Annotated in this window: 15 protein-coding genes; 8 read left to right on the forward strand and 7 right to left on the reverse strand. The window is 67.4% G+C overall.

The annotated features are described in order from the left end of the window. The first annotated feature begins 104 nt into the window (after positions 1-104). The 6 genes from CJ179_RS26140 to pstB all read left to right on the forward strand — a co-directional run bounded on the left by CJ179_RS26140 (position 105) and on the right by pstB (position 5,986). A complete protein-coding gene (locus CJ179_RS26140) occupies positions 105-863 on the forward strand; it encodes a response regulator transcription factor (RefSeq protein WP_072943049.1) in 759 nt (252 codons plus the stop codon). Beyond that, positions 860-1,777 (forward strand): mycothiol synthase, encoded by a 918-nt coding sequence (gene mshD, locus CJ179_RS26145; protein WP_072943050.1) that lies wholly within the window; start codon positions 860-862, stop codon positions 1,775-1,777. The genes CJ179_RS26140 and mshD overlap by 4 nt, the downstream gene beginning before the upstream one ends. Before the next feature lie 216 nt (positions 1,778-1,993). Beyond that, positions 1,994-3,112 carry a phosphate ABC transporter substrate-binding protein PstS gene (gene pstS, locus CJ179_RS26150; RefSeq protein ID WP_072943051.1) on the forward strand — a complete coding sequence of 373 codons (1,119 nt, stop codon included), beginning with the start codon at positions 1,994-1,996 and terminating at the stop codon, positions 3,110-3,112. A gap of 68 nt (positions 3,113-3,180) precedes the next feature. Continuing rightward, entirely contained in the window at positions 3,181-4,254 is a 1,074-nt protein-coding gene (gene pstC / locus CJ179_RS26155; RefSeq protein ID WP_095863326.1) for a phosphate ABC transporter permease subunit PstC, read from the forward strand. A 3-nt stretch (positions 4,255-4,257) separates the two neighbouring features. Continuing rightward, positions 4,258-5,166 (forward strand): phosphate ABC transporter permease PstA, encoded by a 909-nt coding sequence (gene pstA / locus CJ179_RS26160; protein ID WP_072943053.1) that lies wholly within the window; start codon positions 4,258-4,260, stop codon positions 5,164-5,166. 43 nt (positions 5,167-5,209) lie between these two features. Next, the gene (pstB, locus tag CJ179_RS26165) at positions 5,210-5,986 is read left to right on the forward strand and encodes a phosphate ABC transporter ATP-binding protein PstB (protein WP_015888703.1); all 777 of its coding nucleotides are present in this window, start codon (positions 5,210-5,212) and stop codon (positions 5,984-5,986) included. A gap of 140 nt (positions 5,987-6,126) precedes the next feature. Here pstB and phoU read toward each other — a convergent pair whose 3' ends face one another. The 5 genes from phoU to CJ179_RS26190 all read right to left on the reverse strand — a co-directional run bounded on the left by phoU (position 6,127) and on the right by CJ179_RS26190 (position 12,254). Continuing rightward, a complete protein-coding gene (phoU, locus tag CJ179_RS26170; RefSeq protein WP_015888704.1) occupies positions 6,127-6,825 on the reverse strand; it encodes a phosphate signaling complex protein PhoU in 699 nt (232 codons plus the stop codon). Positions 6,826-6,907: 82 nt separating this feature from the next. Further along, positions 6,908-8,941 carry an LCP family protein gene (locus tag CJ179_RS26175; RefSeq protein ID WP_095863327.1) on the reverse strand — a complete coding sequence of 678 codons (2,034 nt, stop codon included), beginning with the start codon at positions 8,939-8,941 and terminating at the stop codon, positions 6,908-6,910. A 119-nt stretch (positions 8,942-9,060) separates the two neighbouring features. Continuing rightward, complete coding sequence (dusB, locus tag CJ179_RS26180; RefSeq protein ID WP_072943055.1) at positions 9,061-10,203, reverse strand: tRNA dihydrouridine synthase DusB; 1,143 nt, start codon at positions 10,201-10,203, stop codon at positions 9,061-9,063. Between the two features lie 78 nt (positions 10,204-10,281). Further along, positions 10,282-11,238 carry an acyl-ACP desaturase gene (locus tag CJ179_RS26185; protein ID WP_072943056.1) on the reverse strand — a complete coding sequence of 319 codons (957 nt, stop codon included), beginning with the start codon at positions 11,236-11,238 and terminating at the stop codon, positions 10,282-10,284. 410 nt (positions 11,239-11,648) lie between these two features. Further along, positions 11,649-12,254, reverse strand: a complete 606-nt coding sequence (locus CJ179_RS26190) for a DUF937 domain-containing protein (protein WP_095863328.1) — start codon at positions 12,252-12,254, stop codon at positions 11,649-11,651. A 66-nt stretch (positions 12,255-12,320) separates the two neighbouring features. On the opposite strand from CJ179_RS26190, the gene CJ179_RS26195 reads away from it, so the two are divergent. Together CJ179_RS26195 and CJ179_RS26200 are read left to right on the forward strand one after the other, a co-directional pair. Continuing rightward, entirely contained in the window at positions 12,321-12,761 is a 441-nt protein-coding gene (locus CJ179_RS26195; RefSeq protein WP_083395621.1) for an MmcQ/YjbR family DNA-binding protein, read from the forward strand. After that, on the forward strand, positions 12,758-13,348 hold the full coding sequence (locus tag CJ179_RS26200) for a hypothetical protein (protein WP_072943059.1): 591 nt from the start codon (positions 12,758-12,760) through the stop codon (positions 13,346-13,348). The genes CJ179_RS26195 and CJ179_RS26200 overlap by 4 nt, the downstream gene beginning before the upstream one ends. Before the next feature lie 4 nt (positions 13,349-13,352). Here the strand turns inward: CJ179_RS26200 and CJ179_RS26205 are convergent, their stop codons facing one another. Together CJ179_RS26205 and CJ179_RS26210 are read right to left on the reverse strand one after the other, a co-directional pair. Further along, entirely contained in the window at positions 13,353-14,441 is a 1,089-nt protein-coding gene (locus CJ179_RS26205; RefSeq protein ID WP_072943061.1) for an NAD(P)-dependent alcohol dehydrogenase, read from the reverse strand. 6 nt (positions 14,442-14,447) lie between these two features. After that, entirely contained in the window at positions 14,448-14,921 is a 474-nt protein-coding gene (locus tag CJ179_RS26210; protein WP_095863329.1) for a DUF4334 domain-containing protein, read from the reverse strand. Positions 14,922-14,965: the final 44 nt, after the last annotated feature.

Here is a 14,965-nt window from a genome sequence, read left to right on the forward strand (position 1 = left end):
GTCACCGACAAAAGTGTCGATACCTTCAGTGTCGATCTACCTGGACCGGCGGACGAACCATCCGTCGGCCGGCCGGGTACGACGGCGACGAGATGGGAGGCTGTGTGGAGCTACTGCTTCTTACCTCCGACCCGAACCCCGAGGCAGTTCTGCCTGCCCTCGCCCTGCTGGCGCATTCGGTGCGGCCTGCCCCGACGGAGGTGTCCTCTCTCCTGGAAGCGAGCTCCGCCGACATCGCCCTGGTGGATGCGCGCACCGATCTCGCGGCGGCCCGCGGCCTCTGCCGGCTGCTGGGCAGCACGGGTTCCGCGGTCCCCGTGGTGGCGGTGCTCACCGAGGGTGGCCTGGTGGCGGTCAATTCCGACTGGGGTCTCGACGACATCCTGCTCCCGGGCACCGGGCCGGCCGAGGTGGACGCCCGCCTCCGACTGCTGGTCGGACGTGCCGGCGGCGTCGCCAGCCCGGAGGCGTCGGGCAAGATCACGCTCGGCGAACTGGTCATCGACGAGGGCACGTACACGGCCCGGCTGCGTGGCCGCCCCCTCGACCTCACCTACAAGGAGTTCGAACTCCTCAAGTACCTGGCGCAGCACGCGGGTCGCGTCTTCACCCGCGCGCAGTTGCTGCAGGAGGTGTGGGGATACGACTTCTTCGGTGGTACCCGCACGGTGGACGTCCACGTGCGTCGTCTGCGCGCCAAGCTGGGCAGCGAGTACGAATCCTTGATCGGTACAGTCCGCAACGTCGGATACAAGGCCGTCCGTCCCACCCGCAGCAAGTCGGGTGCGCCGGTGCCGCCGGTCGACGACCTCGATGCCGAAGATGCAGACTTCGAATCCGCGGAAGGACCTGTGATCCAGTGAGCGCTTCGGTGCAGTCCTGGACCGATCGACTCGACGGCAAGCAGGCCGCGGACGTGTCCGCACTGCTCGACCGCGCGACGGCAGCGGACGGAACCGCGCCCGTGTCGGAGCAGGGCGTGCACGCCGTGTCCGGGGCCGGCGGCGACGGTGTCCGTCATCTCGTGGAGACCGACGCCCATCGGATCGTCGGGTACGCGCAGCTGCAGCCGGGTCACGGCGAGCACCCCGCGATGGCCGAACTCGCGGTCGATCCCGAGGCGCGCGGCCGGGGGATCGGTAGCCGGCTGGTTACCGAGGTCCTGTCCGAGGGTGGTCCGGACACCCGGGTGTGGGCGCACGGCAACCTGCCCGCGGCGCAGGCGGTGGCGCACCGCCTCGGGCTGAGCGGTGCACGCGAACTGCTGCAGCTCCGGCGTCCACTCGAGGGTGCCGAGCTTCCGGAAATCGTTGTGCCGGAGGATATTTCACTCCGCTTGTACCGCGGAGTCGAGGATGATCCCGAGGTGCTGCGGGTCAACGCCGCCGCCTTCGCCTGGCACCCCGAGCAGGGGTCGTGGACCGAACGGGAAATGGCCGAACGCCGCGCGGAGGCCTGGTTCGATCCGGCCGGGCTGTTCATGGCGTACGGCACGGCGGACGAGAAGCGGCTGCTCGGATTCCACTGGACCAAGGTGCACCCGCAGCAGGGCGACGAGCCGGCCATCGGTGAGGTCTACGTGGTGGCCATCGGACCCGACGCCCAGGGGCGCGGTCTCGGCCGGTTGCTCACACTCGCCGGACTGCACTACCTGCGTGACCGCGGGCTCGGTGCGGTGCTGCTCTACGTCGAGGGCGACAACACGTCGGCGCTGCACACCTACGACCGGCTCGGGTTCGAGCGGTTCCACACCGACGTCGCGTACGCGCGAGCCTGAGGCGCTCCTCTTACTTCGGCACCCGTCGTTCGTCTCGGAAATATGGGCAAATGCTCGGTCTGTTCACTTTCCGTTCACCGATCGTGGTCCAACTGGACATTAGCTACCCCTAGGTTTCTCCGTGGGCAGCGCCGTGCTGCCTGGTGCAGGATCCTCCCGGTCCGCGCCTCATGTCGCCGCCCGATCCAGGGCGAGACGGTATTTCCGGAGGACTAGGTGAATCTCAAGCGCAATGGCGCCCTGCTCGGTGCAGTGGCCCTGGGTGCCATGACCTTGGCCGCGTGTGGCAGCGACAACAACGCCGCGTCGAGCGGCGTCGACGTAGCCGCCTCGAGCGCGACGTGCGAGGGCAAGGCCAACCTCTCCTCGGCCGGTTCCTCGGCGCAGAAGAACGCCATGGACCAGTTCGTCTCCACCTACATCTCCGTGTGCCAGGAGAAGGGCAAGACCGTCAACCTGGCGTACAACCCCAGCGGTTCCGGTGACGGACGTACCCAGTTCATCGCGGGTCAGGTCGACTTCGCCGGTTCCGACTCGGCGATCAAGACCGAGCAGGCCGAGCAGGCCAAGGCGCGTTGCGTCGGCGGCGAGGCGTGGAACCTTCCCCTCGTCTTCGGGCCCGTCGCGGTCGCCTACAACCTCGACGGTGTCGAGGACCTGGTGCTGAACGGTGAAGTGACCGCCAAGATCTTCAACGGCACCATCAAGAAGTGGAACGACCCGGCCATCGCCGCCCTCAACCCGGGCGCCACCCTGCCGGACCAGGACATCACCGCGATCATCCGCTCGGACTCCTCGGGAACCACCGACAACTTCCAGCAGTACCTCACCGCCGCCTCGAACGGCGCCTGGACCACCGGTGCCGGCTCCGACTTCACCGGCGGCATCGGTGAGGGCGCCAAGGGGTCGGCCGGTGTCGCGCAGGCAGTGGCCTCCGCCCCCGGCTCGATCACCTACGTCGAGAAGTCGTACGCAGACCAGAACAAGCTGTCGGCAGCGCAGATCGACACCGGCTCGGGCCCCGTCGCGCTGTCCGACGAGTCCGCGGCGAAGGCCATCGAGGGTGCGCAGTTCAAGGGTGCGGGCGAGGGCGACCTGACCCTCGACCTCGCCTCGATCTTCGGCACCAAGGAAGCCGGCGCGTACCCGCTGGTGCTCGCCACCTACGAGATCGTGTGCTCGAAGGGCTACGACGCCGACACCTCCGCAGCGGTCAAGTCGTTCCTGACCAGCGCCGCCAACGAGGGCCAGGACAACCTGGCCGCGCAGGGCTACGTGCCGCTGCCCGACTCCATGAAGGAGAAGCTGAACGCGTCGGTCGCCGCAATCGGCTGATTCACACGGTAAGTCGTTCGGACCCGCCCATGACTCGATATTCTGACGATGAAAGATTGGGAGCGCAGATGAGTGAAGCGCACACCGAATCAGCACCTCGCGCCTCCGGCTCCGCTTCCGGCGGGGCCGGGGTGGGCGGTCCGAACGGCACTCCGGAGGCCGAGTTGAGTTCCACCAAGGCCGAAACCCCGACCCCGACCGATACACCTCGCGGCAAGGCCGTCGCGAGGCCGGGAGACCGGATCTTCAAGTCCCTCACGACCACGTCGGCGATCGTCATCTCCATCCTCATCGCCGCGATCGGCATCTTCCTCGTCTGGCGTGCCGTTCCCGCGCTGAGCCGGAACCAGGTCAACTTCCTCACCAGCCGCGAGTGGGTCACCCAGGACATCAACGCGATGGCGTTCGGTGTGCTCGACCTCTTCCAGGTGACGGTTCTGGTGTCGCTGTTCGCGCTCGTGCTCGCGATGCCGGTTGCGCTGGGTATCGCGATCTTCCTCACCGAATATTCGCCGAGCTGGCTCAAGCGTCCGCTGGCGTACGTCATCGACCTGCTGGCCGCGGTGCCGTCGATCGTCTACGGCCTCTGGGGTCTGCTGGTGTTCGCGCCGGCAATCAGGCCGCTTGCGGTGTGGCTCAATGAGACCCTCGGCTGGTTCCCGCTGTTCGCGACGGGCAGCGGTTCGATCACCGGCGGCGGCACCATCTTCACGGCCGGCATCGTCCTCGCCGTGATGATCCTTCCCGTCATCACCGCCGTGACCCGCGAAGTGTTCGTCCAGACACCGACGTCCCATATCGAGGCGGCGCTCGCCCTGGGCGCCACCCGGTGGGAAGTGGTGCGTACCACGATCATTCCGTTCGGTAAGTCCGGCTACATCAGTGGTTCGATGCTGGGCCTCGGTCGCGCCCTCGGTGAGACCATGGCGCTGTACCTGATCCTGCGCACCACGTCGCAGCCCTTCGGATGGTCGCTGTTCGACGGCGGCGCCACCATCGCGTCCAAGATCGCCCTCGGCTACGCGGAGTTCAACAACAACATCCAGGCCGGCGCGTACATCGCCGCAGGTCTGGTGCTCTTCGTGCTCACGTTCGTCGTGAACGCCGCGGCCCGCGCCGTGATCGCAGGAAAGAAGGACTGACCCATGACCGCGACACTCGACAAGCCGGTCAAGGCACCCACCTTCCGGGGTGTCGGTACCCGGCGGCGCATCACCGATATCACCGCCACCGTTCTCGTGACGCTGGCAGTGCTCGTCGCCCTGGTTCCGCTGGTGTGGGTCCTGATCACCGCCGTCGTCAAGGGTATTCCCGCCCTGACGTCGGCCACCTGGTTCACCCACTCGCTCAGCGGACTCACGTCGTCGGCCGAGGGCGGCGGTATCTACCACGCGCTGATCGGCACGATCCTGCAGGGACTCGTCTGCGCGGTGCTGTCCATCCCGCTCGGACTGTTCGTCGCGATCTACCTCGTCGAGTACGCCGACCGGAAGTCGCGGCTGGCGAAGCTGACCACGTTCATGGTCGACATCCTCAGCGGTGTCCCGTCGATCGTGGCCGCCCTGTTCATCTATGCCCTGTGGATCGCGACGTTCGGCTTCCCGAAGTCCGGGTTCGCGGTGGCGCTCGCCCTGGTCCTGCTGATGGTGCCCGTCGTCGTCCGCAGCACGGAGGAGATGCTCCGCATCGTGCCACAGGACCTGCGCGAGGCGTCGTACGCGCTGGGCGTTCCGAAGTGGAAGACGATCGCCAAGATCGTGCTGCCCACCGCGCTGCCGGGCATCATCACCGGCGTCATGCTGGCGCTGGCCCGCGTGATGGGCGAGACTGCTCCGCTGCTGATCCTGGTGGGGTACGCACCGTTCATCAACTTCAACCTGTTCGGCGGCGAGATGGGCACCCTGCCCGGCGTCATGGTCGCCGAGATGAACAACCCGACCGATGCCGGTACCAACCGCATCTGGGGCGCGGCGCTGACGCTGATCCTCCTGATCGCCGTCCTCAACATCGCGGCCAAGGTCGTCGGCCACTTCTCACAGGTCCGCAGCAAGTGACACATACACTCGAGTTCGTACATCAATCAGTAGGGAGCCGGTAATGGCCAAGCGTCTGGATCTCAAGGACGTCAACATCTACTACGGCAAGTTCCACGCCGTCGCCGATGTCGGGCTGTCGGTCCCCCCGCGGAACGTGACCGCGTTCATCGGTCCGTCCGGTTGCGGCAAGTCGACCGTGCTGCGTTCGCTGAACCGCATGCACGAGGTGACTCCCGGTGCGCGCGTGGAGGGTTCGATCCTCCTCGACGGTGAGGACATCTACGGTTCCGGCATCGACCCGGTCGGCGTCCGCAAGACGATCGGTATGGTGTTCCAGCGTCCCAACCCGTTCCCGACGATGTCCATCAAGGACAACGTGGTGGCCGGCCTCAAGTTGCAGGGCGAGCGCAGCAAGAAGCGTCTCGACGAGGTGGCCGAGCGGTCGCTGCGCGGCGCGAACCTGTGGAACGAGGTCAAGGACCGTCTCGACAAGCCCGGTGGCGGACTCTCCGGCGGTCAGCAGCAGCGTCTGTGCATCGCCCGGGCCATCGCCGTCTCGCCCGATGTCCTGCTGATGGACGAGCCCTGCTCGGCGCTCGACCCCATTTCGACCCTCGCGATCGAGGACCTCATCACGGAGCTGAAGAAGGACTTCACCATCGTGATCGTCACCCACAACATGCAGCAGGCCGCGCGTGTGAGTGACCAGACCGCGTTCTTCAACCTCGAGGCCACCGGCAAGCCGGGACGTCTCGTCGAGATCGACGACACCGAGAAGATCTTCTCCAACCCGACGCAGAAGGCCACCGAGGACTACATCTCGGGCCGCTTCGGATAACGCACACCGAGGAGAACGCCCCGGCCGGATCTTCGGCCGGGGCGTTCTTATCGTATGGACGACTTCCAGCGAACGAACGGGACGCTCGCACGGTCAGACCGTACGAGCGTCCCGTTCGTTCGAAAAGTGTTGGGGGAGTTCTACAGTTCCGGGTAGGACGTGAGGTTGTCGGCGTCTTTCACGGCGGTCTCGGTGTCGTCGGGCAGCTTGCCGGTGACCAGGAAGATCACCCGGCGGCCCACCTCGACGGCGTGGTCGGCAAAACGCTCGTAGAAGCGGCCGAGCAGGGTGACGTCGACGGCGGCGGCCACGCCGTGTTTCCACTCGCGGTCCATGAGCACGGTGAACAGGTGCCGGTGGAGGTCGTCCATCGCCTCGTCCTCTTCGCGCAGGCGCGCGGCACGCTCGGGGTCGCGCGTCTCGAGGACTTCGCGGGCGGCGGCGCCGATGGAGACGGCGATGCGCCCCATCTCGGCGAAGTAGCCGTTGACCTCTTCGGGGAGCACGTGGTTGGGATGTCGGCGGCGCGCGATCTTGGCGACGTGGAGCGCCAGCGCACCCATCCGGTCGATGTCGGCGACGATCTGGATTCCGCTGACGACGGAGCGGAGGTCGCCGGCGACCGGTGCCTGCAGGGCGAGGAGGGCGAACGCCCGCTCCTCGCAGATGGTGCTGAGCTCGGTGATCTTGTCGTGCTCGCCGATGACCTGCTCGGCGAGCGAGAGGTCTGCCTGGAGCAGCGACTGGGTGGCTCGCTCCATGGCGACCCCCGCAAGCCCCGCCATCTCACCGAGAAGGTCGGCAAGCTCGGTCATCTGTTCGTTGTAAGCCACGCGCATGAGGTCACAGCCTACGGTGCACGGGAAACCAAGTCACGATCACACGGTGAACGCAGGGTGAACGACGCTGCTGAGCGTGCGCTCAATCGCAGGACGTGTCGCCTGCGTTCACAACCGCCAGGTCCGCGGGGATTTCCGCGTCCTCCGGCTGGCCGATTCGCACGTCCGACACGTTCAGCGGAGTGTCGATCGGACTCGGTGTCTGCACGGTCCCGGAGAAGCTCGAACCGAGCGCGACCTCCACGACCGTTCCGAGTCCGGTGGTCGCCTCGAGCACCGCACCCGGGAACGACGACGCCAGGGTCGCCGCCTCGGCCTCGTGGCCCGGCGAGAACCGGATGACGGTCTCGCTGCTGGTGCCCGTGTAGTTGCCGACGTTGTAGATCTGGAAGCCCTCGGCGGCGAGATTGTCGGCGACGGTCGCGGCCAGCCCCGACTCACCCGATGCGTTCGACACCTGCACGGTCACGCTGGACGGGTCGACGGCCTGGACCGTCTCCGGGGCGGGCGGCGCGGCCTGCGGTTCGGGGGCGTTCGAGGGCAACGGTTCCGCCCGCTTCTCGCCGGGCAGCGCCTCGTCGTCGATGATGGCCCGGAAGATGGCCTTGATGTCGTCGGTGCGGGGAATCTCGTTGCCCCACTCGGTGGTGCCCGCGGTGGGCACGGTCAGGAAGGTGACCGCGCCCGCGTCGACGTTCTGCAGTGAGCGCCCGAGCGTGACCAGCGACTTCGTGTCGATGTTCTCCACGAACGTGTCGCGGGTGAACGCGTTGATGAAACCGTTCAGTTTGCCGGGATTGAGCAGCACCTGACTGGACAGGGCGCCCCTCAGCAGGGCGGAGAGGAATCTCTGCTGCCGGTTGATGCGCCCGTAGTCGCCGTTGCCCTCCGCCTCGACGTGTCTGGCGCGGACGAAGTTCAGTGCCGTCTTGCCGTCGAGCATCTGGGTGCCCGCCTGCGGCAGAACGGTGCCGAGTACGTCGTCCTCGAGTGGCTGGGTGGTACAGACCTTGACCCCGCCGATCTCGTTGACCATCGACTCGAAGCCGGCGAAGTCCATGCCGACGAAGTGGCCGATTTTCAGGCCCGACATCTTCTGGATCACCTTCACCAGGCATTTCGGTCCGCCGAGAGCGTACGTGGCGTTGAGTTTGTCGCCGTCGGCGGCGGGGAAGGTCTCGCCGGTGTAGCTGCCGCTGTCGTTGTCCCAGCCCTGGCAGACGGGTCGCTCGACGTCGAGGTCGCGGGGGAACGACACCGCGACCACCCGGCTCCGGTCGGCGGGGATGTTGACGAGCATCACCGTGTCGGCGCGGGAGCCCTCGGCGTCGTCGATGGTTCCGGCGCCGACCTCGCCGCTCGCGCCGGCGCGGGTGTCGGTGCCGACGATGAGGTAGGTCTCGTCACCGGTCTGCCCGACGGCGTCGACGATGTCGGTCGACTCGGTGTCGAGTGCCGCGATCTGGTCGAACTTGCCCTCGGTGGAGCGCAGGTAGCCCCAGACGATGCCGGTTCCGGCGAGTGCGACCACCGCGACGAGCGCGACGACGGCGCGTCCCGCTGCGCGCAGACGCTTGCGTTTGCGGGTCTTGTTGAGGGCCAGGCGTGTGGTGCCCGGGTTGCCGACCACCTGCGGTACCGCGGTGGTCTCGGCGGAATCTGCGACCCGTTCGGGTTCGGGCGTGCTCTGCGGCGGCTCCGACGGCGGGGCTGCCGGCGGCGCTGCCGGTGGGGTCTTGCGCGGCGGAACCCCGGGAGGCGGCGGCTGCCGCTCGTCGATCGGGGGAATCGTCTCCGTCTTCTCCGGATCGCTCGCGTCGTCCTCGGCGACCTTCTTCACCAGGTCGGCGACGGAGAGCGCCTCGGTGGGTCCGCCCGCGGCCCGGCGGCCGATCCGGCCGCTGTCGTGGCGCGACGGTTCGGTGCGTTCCACCGGTGCACGGTGCTCGGGGGCTGCGGGCGGTTCGGGAGGCCGCCGTTCGGGAGGTGGCTGTCGCGGTGGGAGTCGCCGCGGCCGCCCCGACTGGGCTTCCCGGTAGCTGGGATCCGCTAGAGGACGCTCCCAGGGGGCGCGGGATTCGGGAGTCGGTGAGTCCGCACTGTGATCATCACCCACCGATGCAACCTGACCTCTCCGCCGACTCGGACCTCCGTCGGCCCCGACGGATTCCAGCCATAGTACTTATCGAACGTCGAGGCTCCCCACAAGTAGCGAGGTGACGCGCGTTCGCGCTGCTAACCACCGGAATGCATGAGGTCGGCGCCGGCGGGCACCAGGCAGTCGTCGGGGTCGTCGAGCCACCCCTCAGGGAGGGCGACCGTGCCGGGCGATCCCTGCCGCCCGCGCGGACCCTCGGCGTCCTTGGGGAACGGGATGGTCGGATCGAGCTGGACGAGGAGGTCGTCGAGTTCGGTGAGTTTGCTCACGAGGGCCATCGCGACCCGCAGTTCGGACCCGGCGGGGAAGCCCCGCAGGTACCAGGACACGTGCTTGCGCAGTTCGCGCAGGCCCTTGTCCTCGCCGTGGTGATCGGCGAGGAGTTCCGCGTGCCTGCGGATGATCGTGGCCACCTCGCCGAGGTTGGGCGGAGTGGGCTGCGGCTTTCCGTTCAGTGCCGCGCTCAGCTCCGCGAACAGCCACGGCCTGCCGAGGCACCCGCGTCCGACGACGACGCCGTCGCACCCGGTCTGCTCCATCATGCGGGCCGCGTCCTCGGCCGCGAAGATGTCGCCGTTCCCGAGGACGGGCACGTCCGTGACGTGTTCCTTGAGCCGGGCGATCTCGTTCCAGTCGGCCGTGCCGGAGTACCGCTGCGAGGCGGTACGCGCGTGCAGCGCGACGGCGGCGGCGCCCTCCCCGGCGGCGATCCGGCCGGCGTCGAGATGCGTGTGATGCTCGGCGTCGATGCCGACGCGGAACTTGACGGTCACCGGGACGTCGGTGCCCTCGGTCGCCTTCACGGCCGCCGCGACGATCCGGCCGAACAGCGTGCGCTTGTACGGCAGCGCCGCACCGCCACCCTTGCGGGTCACCTTGGGGACGGGGCAGCCGAAGTTCATGTCGATGTGGTCGGCCATGTTCTCGTCCACGATCATCTTGGCCGCCGCGTACGTGGTGTCCGGGTCGACGGTGTACAGCTGCAGGGACCGTGGCGTCTCGGTCGGGCCGAACGTCGTCATGTGCAGGGTCGCGGGCTGCCGCTCGACCAGCGCACGCGCGGTCACCATCTCGCAGACGTACAGGCCGGACGTGCTGCCCGCGCGTTCCGTCTCGAGCTCACGGCACAGCGTGCGGAAGGCGACGTTGGTGATCCCGGCCATGGGGGCCAGAACCACCGGACTGCGCAGCTCGAGCGATCCGATACGAAGGGATGACATTGACGACCTCTGGGAAAGTGCTGGAAAAAACTGTGCCCGGTACCGAATCCGGTACCGGGCACAGGATAACTGTTTAGGTCAGGAAGCCTTCTGCTCGCGCTTCTTGGCCTCGCGGGCCAGCATGCGGTCGCGCTGCTCCTCGAACTTGGTGGCCTGGCCCTCGAGGTTCTCGAGGAACTTGCCGAGGCTCTCGCGGATCTCCTCGCCGCGGGCGGTGAAATCGTTCCGCTCGAAGATGTTCCACTTGCGCAGGACGGGCATCACGACCTCTTCGAGGTGCTGACGCAAGTCGTAGATGCCGTGCTTGGCCATGAGCACACCGTTGCGCCGGAAGTTCGGCATACCGGCGCCCGGCATCTGGAAGTTCTGGACGATCATGTTGACGGCCTCGAGCGCCTGGTCGGGCGCGAGGTCGAGGGCCGCACCACACATGTTGCGGTAGAAGATCATGTGCAGATTCTCGTCGGCCGCGATGCGCTGCAGCATCTTGTCGGCGATCGGGTCCTTGCACGCCTTGCCGGTGTTGCGGTGGCTCACACGGGTGGCGAGTTCCTGGAACGTGACGTACGCGACGGAGTGGAGGAAGCCTGCGTCGACGTCGGCGGGGGAGGCGAAGCCGTTCGTCATGTGCTCCATGCGGAACTGCTCGAGCTGGACGGGGTCGACGGCGCGGGTCACGACGAGGTAATCGCGCATCACGATCCCGTGACGGTTCTCCTCGGCGGTCCAGCGACCGACCCATGTTCCCCATGCGCCGTCCTGGGAAAAGTTCTCCGCGATCTCGCGGTGGTACGACGGCAGGTTGTCCTCGGTGAGGAGGTTCGTGATCATCGCGGCCTTGGCGACCTCGTCGAGCTGCGACTGCTCGGGGTCCCAATCGGTGCCGCCCATCGCGGCGAAGTTGCGCCCCTCGTCCCACGGAACATAGTCGTGGGGGTGCCATTCCTTGGCCATGGAGAGGTGGCGGTTGACGTTCTCTTCTGCAACCGGCGACAACTCCTGCAGCAGTTCGAGTTGGGTCAGGTCCCTCGCCATGTGTAATGCCTCCAGTAGCTCAAATTTGACTTTGTTCAGCCTACGGCACCGTAAGTAGGTTGGTAAACGCCGTCGGCGGCCCGGGAACCGTCGAAGTTACCGATCCGTAATGGACCTTCCGGGATGTGTCGCCGCCACGCGGCGAACCGTTACATGACAGTGTACTGATGAGGTTGCGTGTGCGGTGACCAGCGTAATCATCCCAGGGAGAGATCATCACAGCGACGCGCGGGCAGTTGTGGACGATCACAGATTTGTGGGTCTCCACAGATTCCCCGCCCTAACTCGAGCCGTGTCGACGGTTGCGTAGGAGGCGCTTCGTCCGGCTCCGAGTCTCCTGGGAATTCGATCCACCCCAGGTGTGAATATCGACACCCTGCGGGGCGGCGGTGACCCGCCGCCCCGTCTCGCTACTTCTTTCCGCCGCCGAGCAGTCCGGCGAGCATGTCGCCCAGTCCGCCGCCCGCACCCTTCCCGAGCAGGCCACCGAGAACCCCGCCGAGCCCGCCGGAACCGCCGCCGCCTCCGAGGAGTCCGCCCAGTACGTCCCCGAGACCTCCGCCTGCCTGGCCCGCATCTTGCGGCTGCGCCTGCGGAGCGGAACCGCCGCCCGTCACCTGCTTGGCGATGTACGCCAGCACGATCGGCGCGAGGATCGGCAGCAACTGCTTCATGAGGTCGCTGCCCACTCCGCTGCCGCCGCCGACCCCGCCGAGTGTGCTCGCCACCTGGTCACGTTCGCCGCCGAAGATGTTGGACACGATCTTGTCGCCGTCGTCCGTGTCGACCTGGTCGATGTCGATTCCGCCGTCCAGCAGCGTCGTGCCGCGGTGATCGTGCAGCGCGCTCTGCAGGGACGCGGCGCCGTCCGGGTCCTCGGCGTTGGCGCCGAGCCCGCCGACGAGCGTCGGCAGCGCCGACTTCACTGCGGTCTCGGCGGTGGCCTCGTCGACGCCGAGTTGCCGGGCGATCTGGTTGATCGGAATCTGGGACAGAAGGTCGTCGATCGATGCCATGGATGCCTGCCTCGTCATGGGGCTCTTCGTCGAAACCCCCGGACTTCCGACATTAGTGAATCCCGTATGTCCGATATGCCTGTTGCGGTCGGTCGGGGTGCTGCCGACAATCGTCACATGGGCAACAACATGAGCCGCCTCGAACAGATCGCCGCCGAATTGCCCGAAGCCGTACGGGTGGACATCGCCCAGTGGGACGGGCACCCGACGTTCCGGGTGCGGGGCAAGAACTTCGTGTTCAGCGACGTGGACGCCACCCGGTTGACGGTGAAGCTCACCGTCGACGAGGCAGAAGCGGTGGTCGCGACGGAACCGGGGGCTGAGCCCGCGGGATACGGTCTCGGTAGACACGGCTGGATCGCAGTGGACGTCGCGGACGCGGACGGGCCCCGGTGGGAACAGCTGCGTGAGTGGATCAGGACGTCGTACACGCTCGTCGCGCCGAAGCGACTGGCGAAGCAGGTGCTGGACGAAGAACCGTTGCCGACGCAGGGAGACCAGTCATGACGACCGACAACAGCGCATCCACCACCACGCCGGCGAAGTCGGGACTGCCGTCGTGGGCCAAGAAGGCCATCGGGATCGCCGTCCTCCTGGTGGTGCTGGTCATCGCGTATTTCATCCTCGCGGCGTACCTCCCGCGGGCGTGGGCGCAGAACGTGGGCGGGATGGCGGATGGCAGCTTCGGCGGCGGCATCCTGTGGGGACTCTTGTTCGGCACCCTGTGCACGCTGCTGCCCCTGCTGCTGTTCCGCGGGGCGTGGCGGTTGTTCCGCAAGCGCCGGTTCAAGCCCGTGCAGATCGTGTTGCTGATCCTCGGAGTCCTTGTGGTGCTGCCCAATCTGCTGACGCTCAGCGTGGTGCTCGGCGGCAACAGCGCGGCGCACGCCGGCGAACGGATCATGGACGTCGACGCGCCCGGATTCCGCGGTGCGTCGCTCGCCGGCGCCATCATCGGGGTGGTGCTGTTCCTCGGCGTCGCCGGAGTCAGCTTCACGTACCGCAAGCGCGGTGAGGATCTCGCCGAGATGCGCGGGGACACGAAAGCGAAAGACGGGCAGGTCGGCGACGGGCCGTCACCCGCCGCGCCCTGACAATTCACCACACGAGCACGGGTTTGATCACCGTCCCCGCAGCCTGATCGGCGACGGCGCGGTTGATGTCCTCGAACCGGTACTCGGTGACGAGACGGTCGAACGGGAACCTCCCCTCGGCGTGCAACGCCAGCAACTGCGGAATGAACTGCTGCACGGACGAATCGCCCTCGACGCAGCCGCGGAGGGTCTTGCCGTTCAGCATCAGGTCCTGAATGTTCACCGCCACTTCGGGTGTGCCCAGTCCGACGACCACCGCGCTGCCTCGCGCCCGCAGCGACGACAGCGCCTGACCGATGACGGCGGGGATCCCCGTCGTGTCCAGGGTGTGGGTGGCGCCGCCGCCGGTCCCCGCGCGGATCGCCGCGACGACGTCCTGCGTCCCGGGATCGAGCGCGACCGCACCGAACTCCGCCGCGAGCGCACGCCGCGCGGGCACTGGATCGACCGCGAAAATTGTTGCGACACCTTTTGATCGGGCGGCGAGCAGCGCAGCGAACCCGACGCTGCCCGCGCCGAAGACGACCACACTCGAATCGCTGCCGGGCCGGAGCACGTTCAGTACCGCACCGGCACCCGTCTGGAACCCGCAGCCGAGCGGCGCCGCGGCGGCCAGGTCGACGGACTCGTCGACGACGACGATGTTGTCGGCCGTCGCGAGAACGTGGTCGGCGAAGCTGGACTGGCCGAAGAAGGCGGCGCGCACCGGTTCGCCGTTCCGGGTGACGGTGGCCGAACCGTCCACACGCCTGCCCGAACTGTTCAGGCGGTGCGCGTCGACGCAGTACGCCGGACCCGCACTTCGGCATTGGTCGCAGTCACCGCAGTGGCGGTAGCTGAGAATCACATGATCGCCGGGCGCTATCCCGCTCACGCGTGCCCCGACGTCGACCACGATCCCGGCACCTTCGTGCCCGAGGACGGCCGGACCGGCGGCGGTGGGGAGTGCCGCCTTGGTGACGAGGTCCGTGTGGCACAGGCCGGTGGCGACGACCCGCACCAGAACCTCGTCCGCGCGGGGCTCGTCGAGTTCGACCGTCTCCAGCGTGAACGGAGACTCGGGACCGAGGGAGAGCGCTGCGGTGACCTGCATTGGGGCTCAGTCTCTTTCGAGCAGGAAGTAGTAGTGCCTGCCGCCGTCGAGGACCAGTGCGGACTTGCCGTTCATGATGCCCATGAGGGTCGAGTCGTCGACCTTCTTGAAGTGATCGAAGATGGGGGCGCCGTCGTACACCATGGTGGCGGTGACCTCGCCCCGGAACTCGATGTTCCACAGACTGGCCTCGCCGTTGCCGCCCTCGACGTCGGAATAGAGGTTCCCGTCTGCGTCCCGGCAGATCAACGGTTTCGCGTCCTCGAGGGAGTGGAACGTCTTTCCGTGCCAGCGGCTCGCGACCAGCTTGTCGTGCAGGCGGTGCCCGGTGGCGAAGTCGTCGCCCTTCCAGCTGCCGAGGATGTCCTCGGCCCGCACGGTGTCGAGTGCCGCCCACACGGCGTCGAGTTCGTCGGGGGAGACGCCGGCGTCGCGCTGTCGAAGCTCGTGGAACGTGCTGCGGGCCTGATCGATGTTCATGGTCGTACCTCGGGTTCTCGTGCGGACGGGAAGGTCGAAGAGTT

This window comes from Rhodococcus sp. ACS1 (assembly GCF_002300155.1).
Classification (GTDB): Bacteria; Actinomycetota; Actinomycetes; order Mycobacteriales; family Mycobacteriaceae; genus Rhodococcus_F; species Rhodococcus_F koreensis.

Bases quoted from the DNA above. Each gene is read 5' to 3' on its own strand.
- pstC (WP_095863326.1), top strand. From the start codon at position 3,181: ATGAGTGAAGCGCACACCGAATCAGCACCTCGCGCCTCCGGCTCCGCT.
- pstA (WP_072943053.1), top strand. From the start codon at position 4,258: ATGACCGCGACACTCGACAAGCCGGTCAAGGCACCCACCTTCCGGGGT.
- pstB (WP_015888703.1), top strand. From the start codon at position 5,210: ATGGCCAAGCGTCTGGATCTCAAGGACGTCAACATCTACTACGGCAAG.
- phoU (WP_015888704.1), bottom strand. From the start codon at position 6,825: ATGCGCGTGGCTTACAACGAACAGATGACCGAGCTTGCCGACCTTCTC.
- dusB (WP_072943055.1), bottom strand. From the start codon at position 10,203: ATGTCATCCCTTCGTATCGGATCGCTCGAGCTGCGCAGTCCGGTGGTT.
- CJ179_RS26185 (WP_072943056.1), bottom strand. From the start codon at position 11,238: ATGGCGAGGGACCTGACCCAACTCGAACTGCTGCAGGAGTTGTCGCCG.
- CJ179_RS26190 (WP_095863328.1), bottom strand. From the start codon at position 12,254: ATGGCATCGATCGACGACCTTCTGTCCCAGATTCCGATCAACCAGATC.
- CJ179_RS26195 (WP_083395621.1), top strand. From the start codon at position 12,321: ATGTCCGATATGCCTGTTGCGGTCGGTCGGGGTGCTGCCGACAATCGT.
- CJ179_RS26200 (WP_072943059.1), top strand. From the start codon at position 12,758: ATGACGACCGACAACAGCGCATCCACCACCACGCCGGCGAAGTCGGGA.
- CJ179_RS26205 (WP_072943061.1), bottom strand. From the start codon at position 14,441: ATGCAGGTCACCGCAGCGCTCTCCCTCGGTCCCGAGTCTCCGTTCACG.
- CJ179_RS26210 (WP_095863329.1), bottom strand. From the start codon at position 14,921: ATGAACATCGATCAGGCCCGCAGCACGTTCCACGAGCTTCGACAGCGC.